Raw genomic sequence first — 22,962 nt, 5'->3', positions numbered from 1 at the left:
CAGCGCATCTGCGTCAGCACTGGTTCAGGTCCACTTTGTTCTTTTCTTCCAGGCCTTCAAGGTTCTTGGCTTCGCCCTGGCCCATGGCTTGGTAGTGCTTTCTCAGCGCCTCCAGTTGCTTGAGGTCCAGCGACTCGAGCCCGAGCATTGCATTCTGCGCCTCCTTGGTTGCTCGCAGTAACTCATCGACCTTGAGGTGCAGGATGTCGGTATCGCGGTTCTGCGTGTTTTGGATCAGGAACACCATCAGGAAGGTAATGATCGTGGTTGACGTGTTGATGATCAGTTGCCACGTGTCATTGAACTGGAAAAGAGGTCCGCTAAGGGCCCAGAGCACCAACAACACGATAGCCCCCAGAAATGTCTTTGGGCTTCCCGCCCAGAGAGCCAGTTTTTGAGCGATTTTTGCGAAGGTCATTGCTGTGTTCCTTATGGATGCACCTGTCTGGTGTGACAGCAATGAAACGATGAAAATTCTACTTACATTTCAGTCGCCAACATCCGTCGACGTTCATCGGCCGGCACGATGACAGTCGCAACGATTGCCACTCTCGCAGGTCACTGCTGAAAGCCCTCGGTATCGGAGTACATCATGAATCTCGCCCGCACTTTTTGCCTCGCCTGCGCTTTGTTCGCCCTGCAAGGCTGTTTCGACAACTCGGATAACGAGACCAAGGACAACACTGATGGCACCAAGTCTTCGGTGCAGATGCAAGAGTCTGGAAAGGAGAGCAAATAACGTATAGCTGAAACCTGTGGGAGCTCGCTCCCACAGGTTGTGGCGGTTTTCTCACCGGCCTTGCTGCAACACCTTCAGCGCTGCCGAAGCGAGGAAGCCGGATCGGCTCTTCTCTTCAGGATGGTGCAACACATATTCATCAATACGATTGAGCAGGTAGCCGGGCAGCGTGATGTTGAGTTTCTGCGCCTTGCCCAGGTACTTGGTCACATCGATGTCCACCAGCGCCCAGGTGCAGCCGGCAAATTTCGGATTGGCTGCGTGCAAGGTAACGGTGTTGGCCGGTGGAATCGGCGAACCATCTTCAGCCAAAATCTCGAAGTGTCCCTCAATGGCCTCACGGGCCATCGCCATGGCCTCGTCCAGGTCGTCGCCTGCAGAAAAACAACCGGGAATATCCGGCACTTCAACACCCCAGGCGTGCTTGTCATCGCCCATGGAAATCGCAATCGGGTAAAGCATATTCATCGTCCTCCGGGAACGTCGCGCAACGAGCCGGCTGAAGCAGCGCCTGTTGCAAAATACTGATGGCCGTCTTCTTGAGCAGGTCCTTCTTCGGATGAGGAACCGTGACCAATCCCGGTTTGGTCGGGTGCCTGAAGTGATGGTGGCTGCCCCGAACCCGCACCAGATACCACCTATCTGCAATGATTTGGCTTATCAAAAATCGGCTATTCACAACACCTCCGTGTGGTGTGCTTGGTGGGTACTATACCTACTGAAAATTAATGATCAACACTATACCTACCAGGGACGCCACTGGTGGGTTCGCGCAGGCATTGCAACGAAGTCTAGAAGCGGTGTTGTACAAGGGCGGCAGAGGGGCAGGGTGGGTTTATTTCGGGATGTGAGACAGGGCGAAAATGCGGGTGGGGCGAGGGAGCTTGCTCCCGCTGGGCTGCTAAGCAGCCCTGGATTACAGCTCAAATATCAGGAGCCACTCCGCGAAGCTGCGGTCGCTATGACTGCTGCACAAACGTCAGCCGTACCGCAAAACCAATCAGAAGACTCCCGAACAACCACTGCTGTACACGCTGGGCCGAAGGCGATCGCTGGAGCCAGCGTCCAAGCGCGACACCCACCAAGGCGTAGGTGCTATCGAAGAGCAGGCCGACGCCGACCAGCACCACGCCCAAGGTCGCGAATTGCCCCAGCACCGGCCCGCCCTGTGGATCGATGAATTGCGGTAACAACACTGAACAAAACAGCAAGGCCTTGGGGTTGAGCAGATTGGTCAGCAGCCCACGCCGAATCGCCTGGTACCAACGCCGCTTTCCGACCTCGACAGTGGCGTTTTCAAAACTCGGCAACAACGTGCTCCGCAGGCATTGAAAACCGATCCATAACAAGTAGGCAGCCCCGGCCAGGCGCACGACATCGAATGTCCATGGCGCGGTCTTGAACAAGGCCGAAAGCCCCAGCGCCGCCAGTGCAACATGACACCCACGAGCAATCCCCAGGCCCACCGCCGTCGCCAGCGCAGCGCCCCTGCCCTGACGGGCACCGGTTTGCAGCAGCAGGATCATGTCCGGCCCGGGCAACACGTAGACCACCATCAAGGCCATCAGGAACAACCAGAGCTCTGCCATGCCACACCCCCTTCATCGACGATTCGCGAGTGCCCAGTCTATGGCGTAGGGGCAGGGCAGGTGGTTGCGAAGTCAGCTTCTAAAGCTTCATTAATTGGCATAACCTGCCAGCTATTCGAACCATTCCATCGGAAACTGCCAATTCATGAAACTGGATGCCTTCGATCGCAAAATCCTCGCCGCGCTGCAACGCGACGGCCGCCTGAGCAACGTGCAACTGGCCGAAGAAATCGGCCTGTCCCCGTCACCCTGCCTGCGCCGGGTGCGGATGCTCGAAGAGGCCGGTGTCATTCGCGGTTATCAAGCCATCCTGGACCGTGATGAAGTGGGGCTCGGACTGACGATCTTTGTCGGCGTGAAGGTTGAACGGCACAACGACGAACAAGCCGAAGCGTTTCGCCAGGCGGTTACGGCATTGCCGGAGGTAATCTCGGCTTTTCTGGTGTCGGGTGAATCGGATTTTCTGTTGCAAGTGGTGGTGCCGGACCTGCGGGCCTACGACCGATTCCTCACCGGGCGGCTGCTGAAACTGCCGGGAGTGAGCGATATCCGCAGCAACTTTGCGATCCATACGGTGAAGACGCCGGGGGCGTTGCCGTTGGGGCATTTACCGGGCACTGAGCAATGAACGACACAAGTGGGCGGCCAAGATCCCAAAAGCCCCGCTGTGAAAAACACCGGGGCTTTTTGTCTTGTCGTTAGGTGGGAATTTTGCGACTCCCATTCTCAAGCGTTGGGTCTATCTATTGTTTCTCGGCTTTTTTTCTAACTCAACTTTCGGTCTTGGCGTAATGACTAACAACGTAGGCGCGCGCCCTACGCAATTCTCGGATTCTGCCTACAAGCTAAGCGAGAGTCGCCCGCTATCTCCAATTGCTCGGATAGGAAATAGTGCTTCTCCGACGGACTATGCAATGGGCAATGAGTGATTGACGCCCGACAGATTTTGTCGGCGTTGCAGAAAGCGACGCTTGGGGCGGTGTCCCAAACCTTGGAAGGATGATCAATGCTTCAGAACGACCGCGATAATTTAGAGCTCGATAAACTATTGGTCGAAACCCGAAAATTGTTGGCTGAGACTCGCAAGCTTACGGCCGAGGAAACGAAGCTGAAGCACGAAGCCTTCTGGTACCCATACGCAGTAGGGGCTGGAGTAGTGACCGCCATTGTCGCTGTTGCGGGTTTTGGGATTAAAATTTGAGCGCCGGTTCGCCGCAATGCGCCAATACCCACCCTACATGACGGGTACTTGAGCTTTGCAAGCACACGGCTCACATTGCTCGAAATGGTTTACAGACTCAGCACGGCCCGCGACCTCGGAGGAGAATGAGACAATGCCTACCCATCGCAGTTATCAAGCCAGCATCGAGCAATTGCATCAAGAGGTAGAGGCGTTAGCTGAAGAGATGAGGCGCCCGACTCCGACCACAATCCGGGTTACGTTGCTGCCGTTCAGCATCGGTGCTGCGTTCGCCCTGACCCTGTTTACCGTTGTCGCTTTTGTCGCAAAGCATGTTTGATTCTATCGCTCGGATACTTTGTTCGGCATAACCAAGTCCGGTTTGATCGGCACGCTTGCCGCCCGCATTCTCCGCCAGCCTCATCGGGATGCGGCTCGTCGCGGGGCACAGGAAGTCAAAACACCTCGTTGTCATACGACGTCAGCAGCACGCTGCGCTCCTTAGGTACCCGACCTCTTGTGTGAAGAGATATTATCGTGCTATCACGCAAGGATGCTTAGTGCCCAGTTAACCTCCCAATAGGGAGAAAGGCCTTGGATGGAGCTCAGCATGGATCGGCTGTGCCTACACGCAATTGATTGTAAAAAACCAAACATACTTCGGTTTTTCAAATCGGACGGTTTTGTCGTGCCTGAAATTTAATAAATGACACATTTAATTGCCCATTTTCTAGACGAAATCTCCTCTCACGCTTTATTGGCCAAAGCCGAAAAACACCGCAGAGATTCATGCTTCAGTTTTGTAGACAAACACTGATTTTACGAGACCTCCTCTACCATCCTTAAAGCAAGGAAGAAAAAATGGCAGTTATTAATGGAACAGCTGGCGCAGATGCACTAATTGGCACCGCTGGGGATGATGAGATCAACGCTCTGGGCGGCAACGACGTAATCCAGGGCACTGCTGGCGCAGACAAAATTGATGGCGGTGCTGGTTTAGACACTGTTGACTATTCGGCATCTACTGAAGGCATCAGTATAGATTTGCGCCAGGGCACTGGACTTGTTGGACGGGGTGGCGACGCAGAGGGGGATACGCTCATTGGTATCGAAACCGTCATAGGCTCTGCCTTCAACGACGTGCTCTCCTCTGGTCCATACACCGTAATCCCAACGGTACAGCTGGAAGGGGGTGCTGGCGACGACATCTACAACATCAATCTGGGGCTGACCCCGTACATCATCGAACAGGCCGGTGGCGGCAACGATGAAGTCCGCGTGTCGGTGATCAATGCCAACGGCACCGTGCTGGCGGCAAACGTCGAGCGTCTGACCTACGTCGGCACTGGCGCATTCACCGGCTACGGCAACGACAGCGACAACACCATTACCGGCGGTTCGGGTAACGACACCCTGTTCGGTGGCGCGGGCGCGGACCAGTTCATCGGCGGTGCCGGCTCTGACATAGCGGGTTATACCGACAGCAAAGAAGCCGTGACCATCAACCTCAAGACGGGTGTGCATTCTGGGATCGCGGTAGGTGATACCTACACCGGTATCGAGGCGATCAGAGGGTCGAATTTCAACGACACGTTCGTTGGCGATGGTAGCGGTATGGATTTCGACGGCGGTGCCGGGATCGACACGGTCGACTACTCGGGCTCGACTGCTGGGGTAAACGTCGATATCCGTACTGGGGCGGGAATCGCAGGAACGGGCGGAGATGCCGAAGGCACCATTTTAACGAATATCGAAACCGTCATAGGCTCTGCCTTCAACGACGTGCTCTCCTCTGGTCCGTACACCGTAGTCCCAACGGTACGGCTGGAAGGGGGTGCTGGCGACGACATCTACAACATCAATCTGGGGCTGACCCCGTACATCATCGAACAGGCCGGTGGCGGCAACGATGAAGTCCGCGTGTCGGTGATCAATGCCAACGGCACCGTGCTGGCGGCAAACGTCGAGCGTCTGACCTACGTCGGTACCGGCGCATTCACCGGTTACGGCAACGACAGCGACAACATCATTACCGGCGGTTCGGGTAACGACACCCTGTTCGGTGGCGCGGGCGCGGACCAGTTCATCGGCGGTGCCGGCTCTGACATAGCGGGTTATACCGACAGCAAAGAAGCCGTGACCATCAACCTCAAGACGGGTGTGCATTCCGGGATCGCGGTAGGTGATACCTACACCGGTATCGAGGCGATCAGAGGGTCGAATTTCAACGACACGTTCGTTGGCGATGGTAGCGGTATGGATTTCGACGGCGGTGCCGGGATCGACACGGTCGACTACTCGGGCTCGACTGCTGGGGTAAACGTCGATATCCGTACTGGGGCGGGAATCGCAGGAACGGGCGGAGATGCCGAAGGCACCATTTTAACGAATATCGAAACCGTCATAGGCTCTGCTTTTAATGACGTGCTTTCCTCTGGCCCGTACACCGTAATCCCAACGGTACGGCTGGAAGGGGGGGCTGGCGACGACATCTACAACATCAATCTGGGGCTGACCCCCTACATCATCGAACAGGCCGGTGGCGGCAACGATGAAGTCCGCGTGTCGGTGATCAATGCCAACGGCACGGTCCTGGCGGCCAACGTCGAGCGCCTGACCTACGTCGGCACTGGCGCATTCACCGGTTATGGCAACGACAGCGACAACGTCATTACCGGCGGTTCGGGTAACGACACACTGTTCGGTGGCGCGGGCGCGGATCAGTTCATTGGCGGTGCCGGCTATGACATAGCGGGTTATACCGACAGCAAACAAGCTGTGAGCATCAACCTCAAGACGGGTGTGCATTCCGGGATTGCGGCAGGAGATACCTACACCGGTATTGAGGCGATCATGGGATCGAATTTCAACGACACGTTCGTTGGCGATGGTAGCGGTATCGATTTCAACGGCGGTGCTGGGGTCGACACGGTCGACTATTCGGGATCGACTGCCGGGGTAACCGTCCATGTCCGTAGCGGGACGGGAGCCGCAGGAACGGGCGGAGATGCCGAAGGGACCATTTTGGCAGATGTCGAAACCGTCATAGGCTCTGCCTTCAACGACGTGCTCTCCGCGGGTCCGTACAGCACGGCCGTAGGGATACGGCTGGAAGGGGGGGCTGGCGACGACATCTACAACATCAACATGGGGCAGACTCCCGCCATCATTGAACAGGCCGATGGCGGCAACGATGAAGTCCGCGTGTCGGTGATCAATGCCAGCGGCACGGTCCTGGCGGCAAACGTCGAACGCCTGACCTACGTCGGCACTGGCGCATTCACCGGTTACGGCAACGACAGCGACAATATCATTACCGGCGGTTCAGGTAACGACACACTGTACGGTGGGGCGGGCGCGGATCAGTTCATCGGCGGTGCCGGCTATGACATAGCGGGTTATACCGACAGCAAACAAGCTGTCAGCATCAACCTCAAGACGGGTGTGCATTCCGGGATTGCGGCAGGAGATACCTACACCGGTATCGAGGCGATCATGGGATCGAATTTCAACGACACGTTCGTTGGCGATGGTAGCGGTATCGATTTCAACGGCGGTGCTGGGGTCGACACGGTCGACTATTCGGGATCGACTGCTGGGGTAACCGTCCATGTCCGTAGCGGGACGGGGGCCGCAGGAACGGGCGGAGATGCCGAAGGGACCATTTTGGCAGATGTCGAAACCGTCATAGGCTCTGCCTTCAACGACGTGCTCTCCGCGGGTCCGTACAGCGCGGCCGTAGGGATACGGCTGGAAGGGGGGGCTGGCGACGACATCTACAACATCAACATGGGGCAGACCCCCGCCATCATTGAACAGGCCGATGGCGGCAACGATGAAGTCCGCGTGTCGGTGATCAATGCCAGCGGCACGGTCCTGGCGGCAAACGTCGAACGCCTGACCTACGTCGGCACTGGCGCATTCATCGGCTACGGCAACGACAGCGACAATATCATTACCGGCGGTTCGGGTAACGACACCCTATACGGGGGGGCGGGAGCGGATCAGTTCATCGGCGGTGCCGGCTATGACGTAGCGGGTTATACCGACAGCAAAGAAGCTGTGACCATCAACCTCAGGACGGGCGTGCATACCGGGATTGCGGCAGGTGATACCTACACCGGTATCGAGGCGATCAGAGGATCGAATTTCAACGACATTTTCTATGGCGGTAGTTCGTCCATGCTGCAGGATGGCGCGGGTGGCCAGGATCTGGTCACTTATGAACAGTCTGACGGCGCGGTGACGATCGACCTGACCAACGGCACTGACATAGGGGCGGCTGCTGGTCATACCTACGCCAACATTGAAATGTTCCAAGGCAGCAATTTTAACGACACGCTATCGGGCTCTGGTCTGAACGACATCTTCATTGGTGGAGCCGGGGCAGATGTAATCGATGGCCGCGCAGGTCTAGACAGTGCTTTTTACATTACAAGTGCAACAGGAATCTCGATAAACCTGCAGACTCAAATCAATCAAGGTGGCGATGCCGAAGGTGATGTATTGCTCAACATCGAACACGTGTTGGGCAGTCACTTCAACGATGTCTTGGTTGGAGACACCGGTGTTAACTATCTGGAGGGCGGATTGGGCAACGACGTCATCGACGGCGGGGACGGCAATGATTTCCTCTATGGTGGGCTGACTTCGTGGACAGGACCTTTCAAAGTCGATGACTCGGCGAATGGGCCGCAGGCAGATATCTTGTACGGCGGCAGCGGTAACGACACCATCGTCACGGCTGCCAGCGACGAGGGTACTCAAGCCTACGGTGAGGCCGGAAGCGACACTATCACTGTGGCACATGGCATGGCCGATGGTGGGGAAGGCAACGACCTGTTGACCGGTACGGGCCTGGGCTTTTCGCTGTCAGGAGGCCAGGGGGATGACAGGCTGGTATTGCAGGCCGGTGGTTTTGCTAACGGTGGAGAGGGTGGCGATACCTACACCATCAATACCCCAACGCTAGTGACGATTCAGGACGACGGCATCAGCAGCGGCGATAAATTGGTTTTGTCATATATCAGCAGCTCTGAACTGTTGGCTGATCGCATCGGTGATGACCTCTATCTGCACCGATCAAGCTTCGCTCCAGGGCAGACACCGGAAGAAGGTGTGCGCCTCAAGGATTGGTATGCAGGTTACGACACCATCGAACAGATCCAGACAGCTGATATGCAGCTCATCACTCTGTCGGGCGTTAACCAGTTTGCCAATGATCTGTTTTCCTAAACGGCAGATAACGTTCTTGCCGAGCAACGAACGACACATGTAGGCGCCCAAGATACAAAAAGCCCCGCTGCGAAAAACGCCGGGGCTTTTTGTTTTGTCGTTAGGTGGGAATTTTGCGGCTCCCATTCTCAAACGTACGGTCTATCTATTGTTTCTCGGCTTTTTTCTAACTTCAACTTCCTGTCTAGGCGTAATGACTTTCACAACGTGATCAATCACCGCCTTGCTCATTTCCAACAAAAAATGCGCAGCCCAGGCGTAGCGATCGGTGCTCTTTTCAAACGCCGCGTCTTCGGCCAACCGATGAGCGAGATGCAAAAGGTCCGACGCCCGTTCCAATGCCTCTTGGATGGGTACGCCGCCGTTGACACGGAACAGCGCTCGATCAGCGGAATAGTTGAAGGGGGTGTAGCCGATGGTTTTTAGCTCAGTGTTTTCGTTCATGGCCTACCTCCGAGGATCGGAAGGTCGTTGGCCCGAAGCTGAAGCTTGGTTCGGTAAGAGCGGAAATAGGATGGAATTGCGTTTCGCATAGTTTCACTCCTTGACTTGAGAAACCGCCGCCATCCTTTCCTAGATTCGGGTGGCGGCCGTACGTGGGCTAGGAACCGGGAATCAAGGCACCCGGCACACCCGAGGGTGTCCCACGCACAGCCGCCATAGAACATCATCGCAAACACAAAAAGCGCCTGCAATTTTATGGGCGTTGTGCGCCTTGAATTCAACGGGTTCCTAGGCCCGGTCGCTGAATTTGCAGCGACGTTTGGGAGAGTAGCCACCGAAGGACAAGGGCAACAAGGCGAAAACTCGCCGAAAAGCGAAGTAAGCGCACCCCCTACGTAATTCTCGGATTTTGCCTACAAATCTCCCTTGGGGCCATGCGATACGTGGCGAGGACTCATTTGTTCTCAGGACTATCTCCGAGGTTGGCTCTACTTAAAAAACAAGGGCCAACAATCCGATCAACTGACCGAAAAACAGTTGATTCTCTGTCGCACGCAACTCTCTGATCTTGCCTACAGACGAAGCGGGAGTTACCCGCTATCCACAGCAGGGTAGATAGGAAATAGTGCCCCGCAGAACGGACTGCACGATTAGTGATAAGCGATTGACGTCCGACATATTTTGCCGGCTTCGCGAAAGGTGGGGCTGGAGGGCTGGTTAAAACCGAAAGGATGACCATGTCCGCATTTTGACTTTATTAATCGGTGCTACTCACACGTCGGCGTCGTCAGCGCAGGTGATAAATCTTTTTTTTGGTATCACGGTGTAATACCATGAACAATAAGCAGCACAGCACGCTCAGAGCCATATTTTCCAGGCCGACGCCTTCAACGCTGGAGTGGGCTCGTATTGAGTCACTGCTTGGCGCAGCGGGTGCCAAGACCATTGAAGGCAGTGGATCGCGTGTACGTTTTGAATTGAATGGCGTGGTGGCAACGTTCCACCGGCCCCACCCAGACAAAGAAGCAAAGCCCTACCAGGTACGTGATGCTCGGGCTTTCCTTGAACAAGCAGGAGTCACCCCGTGAACGTTATGAATTATCAGGGCTACGCCGCCCGAATCGACTACAGCGATGAAGACGGTCTGTTTGTGGGTCACATCGCTGGTATTAAGGATGTCGTCGGGTTTCACGGCGAATCTGTCAGCGAGCTTCGAGCCGCGTTTGAAGAGGCGGTTACTGATTATCTGGAGACCTGTGCCAAGCTGGGGCGAGCACCGCAGAAGCCCTATTCTGGCAATCTCAGCTTACGCCTAGCCCCCGCGCTCCATGCAACAGTTGCCGTGAAAGCTCAGCTCGCCCACAAGAGCATCAACCAGTGGGTGGCCGATGTTCTTGATCGTGAAGTGCACGCTTGAAGACAGGCTGCGACAGGAAGTCAGATTTCATTTGCCTCCGTTAAACATCGTTTGCCGACAGTCCACGGCCCATAACTGGGGCTGAGCAATGAACGACACAAGTAGGCGGCCAAGATACAAAAAGCCCCGCTACGAAAACGCCGGGGCTTTCGGCATAGCCCAATCCGGTTGGGTAGGCACGCTTACCGCCCTAAATCCTCGGCGCGACCGTCAGGGGCGCAACCTCCACAAACACCAGACCAAAAAAAACCGGCCACCAAGGGCCGGTTTTTTTATCCCTCGCCAACACACAGCGCGGGACCAGAATTCGATTGGAGCGGGTGAAGGGAATCGAACCCTCGTTATCAGCTTGGGAAGCTGGAGTAATGCCATTATACGACACCCGCTCAGAGCGGCTGACTTTGTACCAGATGTGGGCACGGATTTGAAGTTTTTCTTCACATGGCGTGCGGTCAGTCGTCTATGCGAGCCTCAAACCAGAGCGGTCGTTGGCGGGCAAGCCCCGTTGCTGAAGGCGCAGGATGGGGCTTGCTCGCCAGGACTCGGTTTCAGATGGCCAGTGCATGGTAGCTCTGCACATAGCTATAGCGCGGTCGGCTTTCGTGGTGTTCCGGTGTGAGGAAACCCATCAAGGCGTTGCGGCTGTCGCGGCAGGCGGCTTTGTGTTCCATGTCCAGGAAGTGCCCGGTGGCTTGCAGTGTGCTGAAGGTGCTGTGCTCGACATGGTTGGCGAAGAGCCTGGCATCGTCGGCCGAGGTGTATTCGTCCCATTCGCCGTTCAGGAACAGCACCGGTACGTTGATTTTCTTGGCCGCATTGATGTAGCACTGCTGGTCGCTGTTGAGCACGTCGGTGATGTGGAAGCGCATCTGCCCGTACTCATGTTCGGCCAGACTGCTGACATGGCGATAGTTGAAGCGCTTGAACAGTGGCGGCAAATGCTTGCCGATGGTGCTGTTGACCAAGTGCCCGACACGGTCGCCGTCCAGGCTGCCCAGGTAATCCACACCGCGTTCAAGGTAGTCGCGCATCGGCGCATTGAGCACTGGCGAGAACGAGCTGATCACCGCTTTTTCGATGCGTCGTGGCCGGTGGGCCAAGGCGCTCAGCGTGGCGGCGCCACCCCAGGAAAACGACAGCACGTGCTCGGCGGCGAAGTGGTCGATCAGTTCCAGGAGGATCTGCCCTTCGACCTCCTTCGTCAGCATTTTCTCGTGCCGATTGTGGGCCTTGGACTTGCCCGCGTAGGGCTGGTCGTACAGCACGACATTGAATTGCGGGTAGAGGTTTTTGGCGGTCTGTGCAAACGACGCGGTGGTGGCCATTGAGCCGTTGACCAGAATGATGGTCTTTTGTGCGGCGTCTGCGCGATAGAACTCCGTGTAAACCCGATACTGACCCTGTATATCCAGCACAGCGATTTCTGGCCTCATGTCATAAGACTCCTGGCAAGCGGGTATGCGCGCAATGAGATTGCACGGGCAATGTGACAGGTAGGCATACGCCTGGAAGATAAGGCCCATGTCGATCCAGAAAAATGGTCGACGGGTGTTGTTATAGGCGGGCAGTTCGCCGGCGGCACAAGGCGGAACCTGAGGGTTCCAGCCGGCAAAAAGTTTCTTGGAAGTATGTTGTGACTCATCGGTCACATTTCGGCCGACGGTTTGATTCAAGCAGGGGGACGAGCGTTGCGCAAGTACCTCTTGGAAAATTGTTCGACACTTCTGCCCAGCGGTAGCGGGTTCAGATGAGATGGACTTCTTCGGAGCTCAGGGCGCGGTATTGGCCCGGTTCGAGATCGGCGTCCAACGTCAGCGGGCCCATGCGCTCGCGATGCAGGCGCAGTACCTTGTTGTTGAAGTGGCCGAACATGCGCTTGACCTGATGGTAGCGCCCTTCAACGATGCTCAGGCGCGCCGATCTTTCCCCCAGCAGCGTCAGTTCTGCCGGTTGGGTGGTGAGGTCTTCGAAGGCAAAGTACAGGCCCCGGGCGAAGGTGTCGGCATATTCGGCGGTAATGATTTGCTCGGTTTCGACGTAGTAGACCTTGGGCAGTTTGGTCTGCGGTTGGGTCAGGCGCCGTGACCAGGTGCCGTCATTGGTGATCAGCATCAGCCCGGTGGTGTTGAAATCCAGGCGCCCGGCGATGTGCAGGTCATCCTTGTCCGCTTCGTCCAGCCAGTCGAGGACAGTGGAGTGTTGCGGATCGCGGGTCGCACTGACGCAGCCGGGTGGCTTGTGCAGCATGAAGTAGCGCGCGGGGCGGCCTGCTTGCAGCACTTCATCGTCGATTTCAACGCGACTGAATTCACGTACGGAAGCATGGGGATCGCTGACGACTTGGCCATCGATCCGCACCCGGCGCTCCACCAGCAACAGGCGTACTTGTTGGCGATTGAATCGCGGCAGATTACTGAGGAAACGGTCGACGCGCATGGGCAGTTCAGGCAGGGCAGCGGAGGGCGGGCATCTTACGCGATTGGTCGAGGCTTGGCGCGCAACTGGGCTTCGACCTGCGCGCAACGCGGGCACAGGCAGGCGCGATCACGCAGCTCGGCTGGCAATGCCTCGAGCACGGCCGGGTCGATGCTCACGCCGAAACACCAGCAGGCCCGGTCGACGGTTCGTGGGTCGGCCAGGGTGCAGTCATTGGCGCCACCGCAGGCCGGGCAAAGGTCGGGTTTATTCATAACTGGAGTGAGGCATTTCCACGCAGGTTCGGTTGCACCCGGTTTGCCGGGCGCGTTGCAGTGCATGATCGGTCCGCGACAGCAGGCTGTGCAAGGTGTCTTTGTCCTGCAAGGTGGTGAGGCCGAGACTGACGGTGACCAGCAGTTGTTTTCCACTGCAGAAATAGCGCTGCTTTTCGATGTACTGACGAATTTTCTCAGCGATTTTCAGACCGGTCTGTCCATCGGTGTCCTTGAGCAGGACGACAAAGGCTTCAGTGCTCCAACGACACACGATGTCCGAATGCCGCAGGCTTTGCGTCAGGTCGCGAGCGAATCCGGTCAGTAGTTGATCGGTGGCGATATGACCATGGAGGGTATCCAACCGTTTGAAATCGTCCAGTTCCAGCAGCAGCGCAGTCAAGGGTTTTGGCTCGCGCTGGGCTTCATGCAGGGCCTGCACAGCCAGCAGGTCGAAGCCACGGCGGTTTGGCAGTTCGGTCAGGCTGTCGAGAGTCGCTTGGGCATCAATGCGCTGTTGGTAGCTGTTGATCAGCCGATAAACGATTGTCAGGACAACCAGCATCACGAGGGCGCCGATCAGCAGGTTCAAGTACAGCGTCTTGAGCATGTGGTCGCGTACTGAGGCATGGGCTGCGTAATAGCCCAGTAATGCAATGATCAGGAATCCTGTACCGAGCAGCGCCGCCACGGCCAGGAGCGGCTTGTGCTGGGAATACAACGGCGAACGGAGCGACATGGCGTTTCCCTTGGCGCAGACCCAATGAAATCAGTTTAGTGGCCCTGTGGGAAAAGGTGCTCGGATTTGCAGGTTTGCAAGATTGTGGCGAGGGGATTTATCCCCGCCGGGTCGCGAAGCGGCCCCAATGCACTCTGTCTGATACACCGCGCTGACAGGTTTTGGGGCTGCTGCGCAGCCCAGCGGGGATAAATCCCCTCGCCACAGAGTACTGTTTACTCAAGGGTAATTTAGATAAGCCCGCCATCCCCCCAAATGACTGATGTCCTGCGCGCCCTCCAAACCATATGCCTCGCAGATGAATCCGCTTTCCCAGCGGCCATCGGCCAGTTGCACCTTGCCCAGTCCCAACGGTGCGGGGATGCCAGTCAGGAATGAGCCCAGTTCACTGCTCGGCAGTTCCCAGACCTCGACCTCGATCGCCACGCCGCCTTCGTCGACCCGAAGCATGCCGGGACGCAAGGGTGGGCCGCCGGCCAAGGCATAAAGGCGGTAGTCCGCCGAGCTTTGGGTGACCTCGATCAGCCGGGCACCGCGTTGCTTGAGCTGCCAGTTCAGCGCCAACCCGTCCAGGTGTGCGCCACACACAACCAGCCGCGCGCGGTCGTGGCGAGCCGGGGCACCGGGAACTGGCAAGGCCTTGTCCCGTTGACGCTGCAAGGCATCGGCCACGCTCAAGAGGTACTGATCGGTGAAGGCTCGACCGAACAGCGTCACTCCCCAAGGCAAGCCGTTGGCCATGAACGCACAGGGAACGGCGACGGCGGCGTAGTCCAGCAGATTCATGAAGTTGGTGTAGTAACCCAGCTCCGAGTTGCGCAGCTCGGGTTCGGCGGCCAGTTCGGCGAGGGTCACCGGACGGCCGATGGTGGGTGTGAGCACGCAATCGAGCGCGTCCATGGCGCGGTCGCATTGGGCTTTGAGCGCTTGCAAACGGTACCGGGCGCGGAAGGTTTGTACGCCATCTACCGTCGGTGCTTTCGCCAGGACGGCGCGGATGACCGGCAGTATGGCCTGCGGCTCGCGCTCTATCAATGGGCCGGCAACGCTGTAGCGTTCGGCTACCCAAGGTCCTTCATAAAGCAACCGCGCCGCTTCCAGGAATGGCGACAAGTCCAGTTCCACGGCTTCGCCGCCCAGGCGTTCGAGCCGCTCGATGGTTTCCATAAACAGTTGCGGACCTTCAGGGCAGCCGAAAAATGCCAGGTCCTGCTGGCGCGGCACGCCGAAGCGAAAGCGCCGGGGCGCGCCGAACGCAGAGCAATCGTTCCACTGCGGGTTGTGGCGGCTGTAGTCGTCACGAGGGTCTGGACGGGCCGTCAGCGCCAGTAACTGGCTGGCTTCTTTCGCCGTGGCCGTGAAGGTCGTGACGCAGTCCAGTGTGCGACAGGCCGGGACCACGCCCGCCGTAGAGATCAACCCCAGGGTGGCCTTCAACCCCACCAGGTTATTCAGTGCTGCTGGCACTCGACCGGAGCCGGCGGTATCGGTGCCCAAGGCAAAGCTCGCCACGCTCAGGGCCACGGCCAGCGACGAGCCGGCGCTCGAACCGCCTGCCGGGTAGTCGGGCAACACGCTGTTGCGGCATGCGCCGTAGGGCGAGCGAGTGCCATTGAGCCCGGTGGCGAATTGGTCGAGGTTGGTCTTGCCCAGGGGGATCGCGCCCAGTGCCAGCAATTGCTCGACGACGGTGGCCGAACGGTCCGGCACGTAGGCAAACGCCGGGCAGGCGGCCGTGGTCGCAATGCCGGCCAGGTCGATGTTGTCCTTGATGGCAAAAGGAACACCGTACAGGGGCAGGCTTTCCAGGTCGCGGCTTTCCAACGCGGCCAGGTAGGGTTCCAGTTCTTCGACCGTGAGCAGGTGGATGAACAGGTGATAGTCCGGATTCAACGCCGCGGCTTTTTCCCGCAGGCCCAATAGCAATGTGCGTGGCGTCAGTTCGCCGCTGCGGTAGGTATTGCGCAGGTCGTCCAAGCGAAGAGAGAGGTTCATGGTGTTAATCCTTTGATTGAGTTCAGTCACGGTCCAGTACCACGACGCGCTGTCCGGCGCGCACCGCCGAACCGGGCTGGACGCGCACTTCGCGCACCACGCCGGCCGAGGGCGCAAGCAACGGGATTTCCATCTTCATCGACTCCAGAATCACCAGCACATCACCGGCGGCGACCCGCGCGCCAACATCCACCTGAACCTGCCAGAGGTTGCCGGCGATGTGGCTGTCGACGCTCAGTTGATTCTCGCTCAGCAGCGAATCTTCGCTTGGCGCGATGGCCGCTTCTTCACTGTCGAAGTGCGCCTGGCCACTGGCGATCCAGCGCTCGCGCTCGGCATCGAAGGCGCGTTGTTGCTGCTGTCGGAACGCGGCGATGCTGTCCGCCTCCTGCATCAGGAAACGCTGATAGTCAGCAAGGTTCAGCTGGCTGTGTTCGATGTTCAGGTCGAAACGGCCCAGGGGGAAATCCCGGCGAATGCGCAGCAGTTCATCGGCGCTGACCGGGTAGAAGCGGATCTGGTCGAAAAACCGCAGCAGCCAGGGCTTGCCGTCGAATGCGGCGACATCCCGATAACGATTCCACATCTGCAACGTGCGGCCGACGAACTGATAGCCGCCGGGACCTTCCATGCCGTACACGCACATATAAGCACCGCCGATGCCCACCGAGTTTTCCGCGGTCCAGGTCCGGGCCGGGTTGTATTTGGTGGTCACCAGCCGATGGCGTGGGTCCAGCGGCGTGGCGACCGGTGCGCCGAGGTAGACGTCTCCCAGGCCCATCACCAGGTAGCTGGCGTCAAACACCGTGCGTTGCACTTCGTCGAGGTTGGGCAGGTCGTTGATGCGTCGGATGAACTCCAGGTTGCTCGGGCACCAGGGCGCGTCCTTGCGCACTGTGGTCATGTATTTTTCGATGGCCAGTTGGCAGGCCGGATCATCCCAGGACAATGGCAGGTGGACGATGCGCGAGGGTACTTGCAGGTCCTGTGCGGCGCACACCGCGTCCCATTCACCGACAATGATGCTCAACAGATCGGCCAGGGGCATTCGCTCGGGTTGGTAGTGCACTTGCAATGAGCGAATGCCCGGCGTGAGGTCGATCACGCCAGGCAGTTGCTTGTGTTCCAAAGCCTGCATCAAGGCGTGGCCGCGAAAGCGCAGTGCCAGGTCCAGTTCGGGGGCGCCGATTTCCAGCAGCAGATGGGTGTCGCCGGCTAATCTCGCCACGAGGCGGGTATCGTCCTGGGCGATATCCAACACCACAGGCGACCCCAACCCCTGTGGGAGCGAGCCTGCTCGCGATGGGGCCATATCAGACACCGCATCAACTTCATCGCGAGCAGGCTCGCTCCCACATTGATCCCATTCCAAGGCCAGTGAGCGGGCAGTTTTCAGGTCCACAGGTACAAATCGCACCTTGTCCCCAGCCTTGAGTTGCCCCAATTGCCAGAGGTCTGCCTCGATCACCGTCACCGGGCAGACGAATCCCCCCAGGCTCGGGCCGTCGGGGCCTAGGATGACAGGCATGTCGCCGGTGAAGTCCACGGCCCCGATGGCGTAGGGGTTGTCATGGATGTTGGAAGGATGCAGCCCGGCCTCGCCACCGTCGACGCGTACCCATTCGGGTTTCGGCCCGATCAGGCGGACACCGGTGCGGCTGGAGTTGAAGTGCACTTCCCAGGCGGTGTCGAAGAACGTCTGGATGTAGCGCTCGGTGAAGTATTCGGGCGCGCCGTGCGGGCCGTAGATCACGCGGATCTGCCGCACGCTCGGCAAGTCCAGCAGCGGCGCGCTCGTTGGCGGCAAGGTCGAGTGCTCATCCAGCGCCGCCAGGTGCAGCACGTCACCGGTGCACAGCGCTCGTCCGCCGTGGCCGCCAAACTGGCCGAGGGTGAAGGTGCTTTTACTGCCCAGGTAATCCGGCACTTGCACGCCGCCTTGCAGGCACAGGTAGCTGCGCGCGCCGGCGCCAGAGATATTGCCGATCGCGAGGGTGGCGCCGGCAGCAATCGACAACGGAGTGTTCATCGGCACGGCTTCACCGTCGAGCGTGAGGGCAATCGCCGCACCGGTCACTGCCACCCGGGCAACGCAGTTGAAACGCAGCAGCGGCCCGTTCATGGTGATTTCCAATGCCGCTGCCCCGTCTTCGTTGCCCAGCAGGCGATTGCCCAGGCGCAGCGAACGGCTGTCCATCGGCCCTGACGGCGGCACCCCCACCGCCCAATAACCGAGCCGGCCAGGATAGTCCTGGACGCTGGTCTGGGTGCCGGGGCTGAGGACTTCAACGGTATTGGCGCGATAGACCAACGCTTCCAGGCAACGCGTCCAGGGCTGGCCGCTGGCGAACGGCGCGTCGAGGAGAATCTGTTGCAGGTATTGGCGGTTGGTTTCCACGCCGTACAACAGGCTTTCGTCCAGCGCTTGATGCAAGCCCAGGCGCGCCTGCTCGCGGGTCGGCGCCCAGCGAATGACTTTGGCGATCATCGGGTCGAAATAGGGCGGGATCTGGCAACCGGCCTCGACCCACGTGTCGATTCGCAGTTGTGTACCGTCGGCCTGGGGGAAATTCACGGCAGTCAGCAGCCCTGGGCTCGGCTGGAAATCCCGGCCCGGATCTTCGGCGTACAAGCGCGCCTGGATCGCGTGGCCCTCGGCTTTCAGACCCTGGCTCAATTCGCTCAGTGGCGGCAGATCACCGGCGGCCAGTTGCACCATCCAACGCACCAGGTCCACGCCCCACACCTGCTCGGTGACGCCGTGCTCCACTTGCAGACGGGTGTTCACTTCCAGGAAATAGAAGCGTCCCGCGTCGCTGTCGAAGACGAACTCCACAGTGCCGGCGCTGCGGTAGTTCACGGCCTTTGCCAGTTGGATCGCCGCTGCGCAGAGCTCGTCAGCCATGCCCTCGGGCAGGTTGGGCGCCGGAGTTTCCTCGAGGACTTTCTGGTTGCGCCGTTGCACCGAGCAGTCGCGCACGCCCAGGGCGATCACCTGGCCCTGGCCGTCGCCGAACACCTGCACCTCAAGATGCCGCGCGCGCTCGATGTACTTCTCGATGAACACCCCGGCATCGCTGAAGTTGTTCTGGCCCAGGCGCTTCACTGTTTCGAAGGATTCGCTCAGCTCGGCGGCACTGCGACACACGCGCATGCCGATGCCGCCGCCGCCGGCAGTGCTTTTGAGCATCACCGGATAGCCAACCTGCGTCCCCGCCAGCAGCGCGGCGTCGAGGCTGTCGAGCAGTTCGGTGCCTTCGAGCAGTGGTACGCCGTGTCGGCGCGCCAGGTCGCGGGCGGTGTGCTTGAGGCCGAACACCCGCAGTTGCTCTGGCGTCGGACCGATGAAGGCGATTCCGGCAGCCTCGCAGGCTTCGGCGAAGGCGGCGTTTTCCGAGAGGAAACCGTAGCCGGGGTGAATCGCCGTCGCGCCGCTGCTTTTGGCGATCGCCAGGAGCTTGTCCACCGCCAGGTAAGTAGCGGCCGCCGCGCCTTCGCCCAGGCAGTGGGCTTCATCGGCCTGGAGGATATGCAAGCTGGCGGCGTCGGCCTGGGAGTACACCGCGACGCCTTCGACTTTCAGTTCGCGCAAGGTCCGCAGAATGCGGCAGGCGATGGCGCCACGGTTGGCGATGAGGATTTTTTCGAACATGGCATTGCCCCCTCAGGCATGAGCGCTGCCTGAACTGGGATGCGGGCCGTCCCGCGGTTTTCGATGGCCGCCGGGGTCGTCCCTGGCGGCAAACTTCCAAACACCACTGCCCCCCTTGTGGGAGCGAGCCTGCTCGCGATAGCGGTGGTACATCCAACATCAATGTGACTGACAGATCGCTATCGCGAGCAGGCTCGCTCCCACAGGGGATCAGGGCGTTATTTGATGCATTGCCCCGACCGGCTCTGGCACAACACAAACAGCCAGCGCCGCAGGCGGCTGAATTTCAGTTCCATATCAAGAGCTCCGCTGGCGTGGGGTTGTAGGCGTTGCACGGGTTGTTCAGTTGTGGGCAGTTGGAGATCAGGACGATCACATCCATCTCGGCCCGCAGGTCGACGTATTTGCCTGGCGCCGAGATGCCGTCTTCGAAGGTCAGGCCGCCGTCGGCGGTGACCGGCACGTTCATGAAAAAATTGATGTTCGGCCCGATGTCGCCCTTGCCCAGGCGCCCGTCGTGGGCGCAGGCCCGCAGGTAGTTGTCACGGCAGCTGTGCATGTAGCGTTTTTCCAGGGCGTAGCGCACGGTGTTGCTTTCCTGGGCGCAGGCACCGCCGAGGGTGTCGTGGCGCCCGCAAGTGTCTTCGACGATGGTCAGCATCGGCTGGCCGAGGTTGGAGTACAGGACGCTGCCGGTGCTCAGGTAAACGCTGTTTTGTCGGCGCAGGGTGCGCTGTACGTCATAGCGCTCCTTGGGGTTGGCCAGGCTGTAGAACAGCGTATCGACCGCCTGGTTGCCTTCCAGGTCGAGGATGCGCAGGGTCTGGCCCTTCTTGACTTCCGTCAGCCAGGGTTCCCCGGCGGGAATGGTGGCGCGGTAGATAGCGCTTTCAGGCTGCTTTTGTACGGTGGCGATGGCGAGTGACATGGCAGCGATCCTCAGGCGAACAGGCGGTCGGTGTTGATGAAGCCGCGCTGGTTTTCCGGGCGCGACTGGCGGCAGTGCTCGGCGACGCTGGGGTCAGCGTTCATCCAGCTGAGCTTGAGCGGTTGCGGGGCGTATTGTGGATTCGGGTCCATCGGATGTTGCAGCGCGGTCAGCACCACCAGGGTGTCCATCGGTGCATAGAGCTCGATGTAGTCGCCGGCCTGGGAGTTGCCTTCAACGAAATGAAAGCCTCCGGCCTCATCGACATCGACCCGGCTGAACAGATTGAGGGTCATCAGCAGGTCGGACAGGCCCAGCCCCCATTTGCCCAATTCCACCAGCAGGTTGTCGGTGCCGTTGCGAAAGAAGCCGTTGCGCAGTTCCTGGTAGCGGCCCTGGCCGTATTTTTCAGCGACTTCCTCGGCGCAGAGCACGCCGCCCAGGCTGTCGCTCCAGCCGCAGGTGTCGGCGGTGATGGCCGCCAGTACCCGACCCATGTCCGAGTACAGGCAATGGCCGGCGGTGAGTTTGGCGGTGTGTTGGCATTTGAGGCTGTCGGGCAGGTTCAGGCGTTCGGTTTTTTCGTTGGCATTGAGCAGCGTCAGGCTCACGTTGGCTCCGCCGCGCAGATCGGTCAGGCGCAGCAGTTGGCCGCGCTTGAGCACGAAGGAACGGTGGCCGCCACCGGGCAGCAGTTCTTCGGCGAAGGGGGGAAACATAGAGATCGAATCGGTCATGGCAAAACTCCTTTCAAGCGATACGCAACGTGCCGGCCAGTTCGGCAGGCAGGGCGTCGACGGCAGCCCGGGCGGTGCGGCGGTCGCTGTTGAGTGGTATGTCGTAGGTGATGCGCGCGCCATAGGCGCCGGGGGCATGCGGGTCGACGCGGACTTTGTCGAACACCAGCAGGCGTGTGCCGAGGCTGAAACCTTCGGACAGGTCATGGGTGACCATGAACACCGTCAGCCGGGTTTCGCGCCACAGCTCCAGCAACAGGGCGTGCATGTCTTTGCGGATGCCCGGGTCGAGGGCGCCGAAAGGTTCGTCCAGCAGCAGCACCCGGGGTTTCATGATCAGCGCCTGGGCAATGGCCAGGCGCTGTTGCATGCCGCCGGACAACTGCGCCGGGTATTTGTCCAGCGCGTGGCCGAGGCCGACCTTTTCCAGCAGTTGCGCAGCCTCTTCACGGGCCTGACGCTTGGCGTTGCCAAACAGCCGTCCCAGCAGCGCCGAACGCGGCAATTCCAGGCCCAGGACTACGTTGTCCAACACGGTCAGATGCGGGAACACCGAGTAGCGTTGGAACACCACGCCCCGGCTGGCATCCGGTTCTCCGGCTAACGGCTCGCCATCCAGGAGAATCTGTCCGCGACTGGCGCGCTCCTGGCCCAGCAGCAAGCGCAGGAAGGTCGACTTGCCGCAACCGGACGCGCCCACGAGTGTGCAGAACTCACCCTCGGCGACCCTCAGGTTCAAGCGTTCGAGCACTACCTGATCGGCGTACTGTTGCCAGACATTGTTCACTGTGATGAAACTCATGCCTTCGCCCCCTCATACCACGGGAACGCTTGCCGGGTCAGGCGCTTGAGGCCCCAGTCCATCAGCCAGGCGAGCAGGGTGATCCACACCACGTACGGCAAGATCACGTCCATCGCCAGGTAACGTCGTACCAGGAAAATCCGATAGCCCAGCCCGTCGGTGGAGGCGATGGCTTCGGCCGCGATCAGAAACAGCCAGGCCGAACCGAGCATCAGCCGCAGGGAAATCAACAGGCGTGGCAGCAATTGCGGCAGCACCACCCGCAGCATCAGGGTCCAGGTCGAAGCGCCGAGGGTCTGGGCCTTGATCAGCAGCTCGGGCGGAATTTCCCGGGCGCGCTGTTCCAGGTCCCGGGCCAGGCACGGCGTGATGCCAATCACGATCAGCATCACTTTCGACAGTTCCCCCAGGCCGAAGACGATGAACAGGATCGGCAGGATCGCCAGCGGCGGCACCATCGACACCACGGTGAGCAGCGGCGATAACGGCGCGCCCAACAGCGGCAACGTGCCGGCGGCGATGCCCAGGCACAGTCCGGCCAGGGCGCTGATGCCCAGGCCGATGGCCAACCGCCGCAGGCTCGACGCGGTGTCTTGCCAGAGCAGGTATTCGCCGCTGCGGGCATCGGCGGTGAAGGCCAGGCGTTTGACCGCATCGGCCATTTGTACGGCGCTGGGCAGCAGTTTGTCGTTGGGGTTATCCGTCAACCGTTCGGCCGAGCCCATGAAGTAGGCGAACAACACCAGCGCGAATGGCAGGATCACCAGCAACAAGCGGCTGGGCCGATCCGGGTAGCGGTTGATCAGGCGCATGCC

Annotated in this window: 20 protein-coding genes, 1 tRNA gene and 2 pseudogenes; 7 read left to right on the top strand and 16 right to left on the bottom strand. The window is 59.4% G+C overall.

From position 1 onward, the window contains the following. Positions 1-13 precede the first annotated feature (13 nt). Positions 14-418, bottom strand: a complete 405-nt coding sequence (locus tag GN234_RS11405; RefSeq protein ID WP_109755918.1) for a low affinity iron permease family protein — start codon at positions 416-418, stop codon at positions 14-16. A 174-nt stretch (positions 419-592) separates the two neighbouring features. Between GN234_RS11405 and GN234_RS11400 the strand changes: the two genes are divergently transcribed. Next, positions 593-739 (top strand): hypothetical protein, encoded by a 147-nt coding sequence (locus GN234_RS11400; RefSeq protein WP_162893799.1) that lies wholly within the window; start codon positions 593-595, stop codon positions 737-739. Between the two features lie 51 nt (positions 740-790). Here GN234_RS11400 and GN234_RS11395 read toward each other — a convergent pair whose 3' ends face one another. The 3 genes and pseudogenes from GN234_RS11395 to GN234_RS11385 all read right to left on the bottom strand — a co-directional run bounded on the left by GN234_RS11395 (position 791) and on the right by GN234_RS11385 (position 2,328). Further along, on the bottom strand, positions 791-1,201 hold the full coding sequence (locus GN234_RS11395; protein WP_109755917.1) for a type II toxin-antitoxin system HicB family antitoxin: 411 nt from the start codon (positions 1,199-1,201) through the stop codon (positions 791-793). Positions 1,202-1,241: 40 nt separating this feature from the next. Further along, a pseudogene (locus GN234_RS11390) lies at positions 1,242-1,418 on the bottom strand (type II toxin-antitoxin system HicA family toxin); the annotation flags it as partial. A 280-nt stretch (positions 1,419-1,698) separates the two neighbouring features. Next, positions 1,699-2,328, bottom strand: coding sequence for a LysE family translocator (locus GN234_RS11385; protein ID WP_176688496.1), 630 nt, complete (start codon positions 2,326-2,328; stop codon positions 1,699-1,701). Between the two features lie 145 nt (positions 2,329-2,473). Between GN234_RS11385 and GN234_RS11380 the strand changes: the two genes are divergently transcribed. The 4 genes from GN234_RS11380 (at position 2,474) to GN234_RS11365 (ending at position 8,743) form a co-directional block, all read left to right on the top strand. Then, positions 2,474-2,956: an Lrp/AsnC family transcriptional regulator gene (locus tag GN234_RS11380; protein WP_024616088.1), complete on the top strand. Its 483-nt coding sequence runs from the start codon at positions 2,474-2,476 to the stop codon at positions 2,954-2,956. 378 nt (positions 2,957-3,334) lie between these two features. Beyond that, entirely contained in the window at positions 3,335-3,529 is a 195-nt protein-coding gene (locus tag GN234_RS11375) for a hypothetical protein (RefSeq protein ID WP_109755914.1), read from the top strand. 133 nt (positions 3,530-3,662) lie between these two features. After that, positions 3,663-3,848 (top strand): hypothetical protein, encoded by a 186-nt coding sequence (locus tag GN234_RS11370; RefSeq protein ID WP_109755913.1) that lies wholly within the window; start codon positions 3,663-3,665, stop codon positions 3,846-3,848. 521 nt (positions 3,849-4,369) lie between these two features. Further along, positions 4,370-8,743, top strand: a complete 4,374-nt coding sequence (locus GN234_RS11365; RefSeq protein WP_176688495.1) for a beta strand repeat-containing protein — start codon at positions 4,370-4,372, stop codon at positions 8,741-8,743. Between the two features lie 141 nt (positions 8,744-8,884). Here GN234_RS11365 and GN234_RS11360 read toward each other — a convergent pair whose 3' ends face one another. Next, positions 8,885-9,187, bottom strand: a complete 303-nt coding sequence (locus GN234_RS11360; RefSeq protein WP_176688494.1) for a DUF3077 domain-containing protein — start codon at positions 9,185-9,187, stop codon at positions 8,885-8,887. An 833-nt stretch (positions 9,188-10,020) separates the two neighbouring features. Here GN234_RS11360 and GN234_RS11355 point away from each other — a divergent pair. Next, positions 10,021-10,275: a type II toxin-antitoxin system HicA family toxin gene (locus GN234_RS11355; protein WP_176688493.1), complete on the top strand. Its 255-nt coding sequence runs from the start codon at positions 10,021-10,023 to the stop codon at positions 10,273-10,275. Beyond that, positions 10,272-10,604: a type II toxin-antitoxin system HicB family antitoxin gene (locus tag GN234_RS11350; RefSeq protein WP_024616089.1), complete on the top strand. Its 333-nt coding sequence runs from the start codon at positions 10,272-10,274 to the stop codon at positions 10,602-10,604. The genes GN234_RS11355 and GN234_RS11350 overlap by 4 nt, the downstream gene beginning before the upstream one ends. A 312-nt stretch (positions 10,605-10,916) precedes the next feature. Here the strand turns inward: GN234_RS11350 and GN234_RS11345 are convergent. The 11 genes and pseudogenes from GN234_RS11345 to GN234_RS11295 form a co-directional block, all read right to left on the bottom strand. After that, positions 10,917-10,990, bottom strand: a tRNA-Gly gene (locus GN234_RS11345). A 162-nt stretch (positions 10,991-11,152) separates the two neighbouring features. Then, positions 11,153-12,037, bottom strand: a complete 885-nt coding sequence (locus GN234_RS11340; RefSeq protein ID WP_163855008.1) for an alpha/beta fold hydrolase — start codon at positions 12,035-12,037, stop codon at positions 11,153-11,155. A 310-nt stretch (positions 12,038-12,347) separates the two neighbouring features. Further along, the gene (locus GN234_RS11335) at positions 12,348-13,040 is read right to left on the bottom strand and encodes a pseudouridine synthase (RefSeq protein ID WP_109755911.1); all 693 of its coding nucleotides are present in this window, start codon (positions 13,038-13,040) and stop codon (positions 12,348-12,350) included. Positions 13,041-13,075: 35 nt separating this feature from the next. Next, positions 13,076-13,294 (bottom strand): cysteine-rich CWC family protein, encoded by a 219-nt coding sequence (locus GN234_RS11330; protein WP_109755910.1) that lies wholly within the window; start codon positions 13,292-13,294, stop codon positions 13,076-13,078. Further along, positions 13,287-13,898 (bottom strand): annotated as a pseudogene (locus GN234_RS11325) (GGDEF domain-containing protein); the annotation flags it as partial. The pseudogene GN234_RS11325 and the gene GN234_RS11330, both read right to left, overlap by 8 nt. Positions 13,899-14,252: 354 nt before the next feature. Further along, positions 14,253-16,028: an allophanate hydrolase gene (atzF, locus tag GN234_RS11320; protein WP_176688492.1), complete on the bottom strand. Its 1,776-nt coding sequence runs from the start codon at positions 16,026-16,028 to the stop codon at positions 14,253-14,255. Between the two features lie 22 nt (positions 16,029-16,050). Continuing rightward, positions 16,051-19,680: an urea carboxylase gene (gene uca, locus GN234_RS11315; protein WP_176688491.1), complete on the bottom strand. Its 3,630-nt coding sequence runs from the start codon at positions 19,678-19,680 to the stop codon at positions 16,051-16,053. A 286-nt stretch (positions 19,681-19,966) separates the two neighbouring features. Next, positions 19,967-20,608: an urea amidolyase associated protein UAAP2 gene (locus tag GN234_RS11310; protein ID WP_109755906.1), complete on the bottom strand. Its 642-nt coding sequence runs from the start codon at positions 20,606-20,608 to the stop codon at positions 19,967-19,969. An 11-nt stretch (positions 20,609-20,619) separates the two neighbouring features. Then, positions 20,620-21,345: an urea amidolyase associated protein UAAP1 gene (locus tag GN234_RS11305; protein WP_176688490.1), complete on the bottom strand. Its 726-nt coding sequence runs from the start codon at positions 21,343-21,345 to the stop codon at positions 20,620-20,622. Between the two features lie 13 nt (positions 21,346-21,358). Continuing rightward, entirely contained in the window at positions 21,359-22,147 is a 789-nt protein-coding gene (locus tag GN234_RS11300) for an ABC transporter ATP-binding protein (protein ID WP_116831665.1), read from the bottom strand. Further along, positions 22,144-22,959, bottom strand: a complete 816-nt coding sequence (locus GN234_RS11295) for an ABC transporter permease (RefSeq protein WP_060738777.1) — start codon at positions 22,957-22,959, stop codon at positions 22,144-22,146. Before GN234_RS11295 ends, GN234_RS11300 begins: the two co-directional genes overlap by 4 nt. Positions 22,960-22,962 lie beyond the last annotated feature (3 nt).

This window comes from Pseudomonas bijieensis (assembly GCF_013347965.1).
Lineage (GTDB): Bacteria > Pseudomonadota > Gammaproteobacteria > Pseudomonadales > Pseudomonadaceae > Aquipseudomonas > Aquipseudomonas bijieensis.
This window is presented reverse-complemented; position numbering and strand designations above follow the sequence as displayed.

Bases quoted from the DNA above. Each gene is read 5' to 3' on its own strand.
- GN234_RS11310 (WP_109755906.1), bottom strand. From the start codon at position 20,608: ATGTCACTCGCCATCGCCACCGTACAAAAGCAGCCTGAAAGCGCTATC.
- GN234_RS11300 (WP_116831665.1), bottom strand. From the start codon at position 22,147: ATGAGTTTCATCACAGTGAACAATGTCTGGCAACAGTACGCCGATCAG.
- atzF (WP_176688492.1), bottom strand. From the start codon at position 16,028: ATGAACCTCTCTCTTCGCTTGGACGACCTGCGCAATACCTACCGCAGC.
- GN234_RS11380 (WP_024616088.1), top strand. From the start codon at position 2,474: ATGAAACTGGATGCCTTCGATCGCAAAATCCTCGCCGCGCTGCAACGC.
- GN234_RS11365 (WP_176688495.1), top strand. From the start codon at position 4,370: ATGGCAGTTATTAATGGAACAGCTGGCGCAGATGCACTAATTGGCACC.
- GN234_RS11340 (WP_163855008.1), bottom strand. From the start codon at position 12,037: ATGAGGCCAGAAATCGCTGTGCTGGATATACAGGGTCAGTATCGGGTT.
- GN234_RS11305 (WP_176688490.1), bottom strand. From the start codon at position 21,345: ATGACCGATTCGATCTCTATGTTTCCCCCCTTCGCCGAAGAACTGCTG.
- GN234_RS11360 (WP_176688494.1), bottom strand. From the start codon at position 9,187: ATGAACGAAAACACTGAGCTAAAAACCATCGGCTACACCCCCTTCAAC.
- GN234_RS11295 (WP_060738777.1), bottom strand. From the start codon at position 22,959: ATGCGCCTGATCAACCGCTACCCGGATCGGCCCAGCCGCTTGTTGCTG.
- GN234_RS11370 (WP_109755913.1), top strand. From the start codon at position 3,663: ATGCCTACCCATCGCAGTTATCAAGCCAGCATCGAGCAATTGCATCAA.
- GN234_RS11405 (WP_109755918.1), bottom strand. From the start codon at position 418: ATGACCTTCGCAAAAATCGCTCAAAAACTGGCTCTCTGGGCGGGAAGC.
- GN234_RS11355 (WP_176688493.1), top strand. From the start codon at position 10,021: ATGAACAATAAGCAGCACAGCACGCTCAGAGCCATATTTTCCAGGCCG.
- uca (WP_176688491.1), bottom strand. From the start codon at position 19,680: ATGTTCGAAAAAATCCTCATCGCCAACCGTGGCGCCATCGCCTGCCGC.
- GN234_RS11375 (WP_109755914.1), top strand. From the start codon at position 3,335: ATGCTTCAGAACGACCGCGATAATTTAGAGCTCGATAAACTATTGGTC.
- GN234_RS11385 (WP_176688496.1), bottom strand. From the start codon at position 2,328: ATGGCAGAGCTCTGGTTGTTCCTGATGGCCTTGATGGTGGTCTACGTG.
- GN234_RS11335 (WP_109755911.1), bottom strand. From the start codon at position 13,040: ATGCGCGTCGACCGTTTCCTCAGTAATCTGCCGCGATTCAATCGCCAA.
- GN234_RS11395 (WP_109755917.1), bottom strand. From the start codon at position 1,201: ATGCTTTACCCGATTGCGATTTCCATGGGCGATGACAAGCACGCCTGG.
- GN234_RS11400 (WP_162893799.1), top strand. From the start codon at position 593: ATGAATCTCGCCCGCACTTTTTGCCTCGCCTGCGCTTTGTTCGCCCTG.
- GN234_RS11330 (WP_109755910.1), bottom strand. From the start codon at position 13,294: ATGAATAAACCCGACCTTTGCCCGGCCTGCGGTGGCGCCAATGACTGC.